Genomic DNA, 1,033 nt, shown 5'->3' on the forward strand with positions numbered 1-1,033 from the left:
TGATCAAATCAGCTTGAAGATCAATGACACCATATGTAGCTAGCCGTTAGCTTCTAACGGGCATACCTAGTCCTATGACTTTGTTAATCGCTTTGACATTCGCCATGATTTCGCCCACTTGAGCGTTGTAACATCTCAAGCTCAATTTATCGCTTGTTAGTCCTTTATATCGGGACATAGCAGTCTCAGATATTGAACGATAGTGATAACCAGACTCTGTTTTCCATTCCGATATTGTTCCATCTCTCAGAGCCATTACCGCTTTGTTTCTGGGATGACCGTCTTCCCAAAGAGCTGCATTCTTTCGAGGCGGTATTAACGGAGTACAGCCTTTATTTTTCAGAGTCTCGTGGCAATTTTTTGTGTCATATGCTCCATCGGCGGATACGGCAGCGACCTTTCTACGTAGTGGGTTGAGTAACGTCGGTAACACTTCACTATCGCCTACATTTACAAGACTGACTTCCGCACTAATCGCTTCGTGAGTATCCACATCCACAGCTAAGTGCAGTTTGCGCCATGTCCTACGTTTTTCTGTACCATGCTTTTTCACTTTCCACTCCCCCTCACCAAAGACTTTGAGGCCAGTAGAATCAATGGCTATATGGCGAATAGCCCCTCTCGATTTATTGCGATATTTGACCTGAACTGTCTTCGAGCGTTTACTGATACAGGTGTAGTCAGGGGACGTTAGTGGAACATCTAATAGCTCAAAGATAGAGTCGATAAAGCCTTGAAGAGCACGTAAAGGAAGAGAGAAGATGCCCTTAATCATCAAGGCGGTTTCAATCGCTGTATCAGAGTACTGAAAGCCTCTCCCACGCTTACCATGATGAGTTTTGCATCGCCATGCATCTACGGCTGAATCATCTATCCAGAATGTAACCGAACCACGTTTACAAAGAGCCTTATTGTACTCCGTCCAGTTAGTTATCTTCTTGTTTGCTTTACCCATATCACCACCATTCCAATCGTTTCAAATGATCAGATCACAGGACTTGGAAAAGGTTCAACTAATTTAGGCAACAACGCC

General features: G+C 44.0%; 1 protein-coding gene. It reads right to left on the bottom strand.

Going from position 1 to position 1,033, the window contains the following annotated elements; translation table 11 throughout:
• Positions 1 to 46: 46 nt before the first annotated feature.
• Positions 47 to 955, bottom strand: coding sequence for an IS5 family transposase (locus tag AB4138_RS23305; RefSeq protein ID WP_017065109.1), 909 nt, complete (start codon positions 953 to 955; stop codon positions 47 to 49).
• Positions 956 to 1,033 lie beyond the last annotated feature (78 nt).

The sequence above is a fragment of the Vibrio sp. 10N.286.52.C3 genome (assembly GCF_041468865.1).
Classification (GTDB): Bacteria; Pseudomonadota; Gammaproteobacteria; order Enterobacterales; family Vibrionaceae; genus Vibrio; species Vibrio crassostreae_C.

What these genes read in the sequence shown, in the direction of transcription:
- AB4138_RS23305 (WP_017065109.1), bottom strand. Translation starts at nt 955, where the DNA reads ATGGGTAAAGCAAACAAGAAGATAACTAACTGGACGGAGTACAATAAG.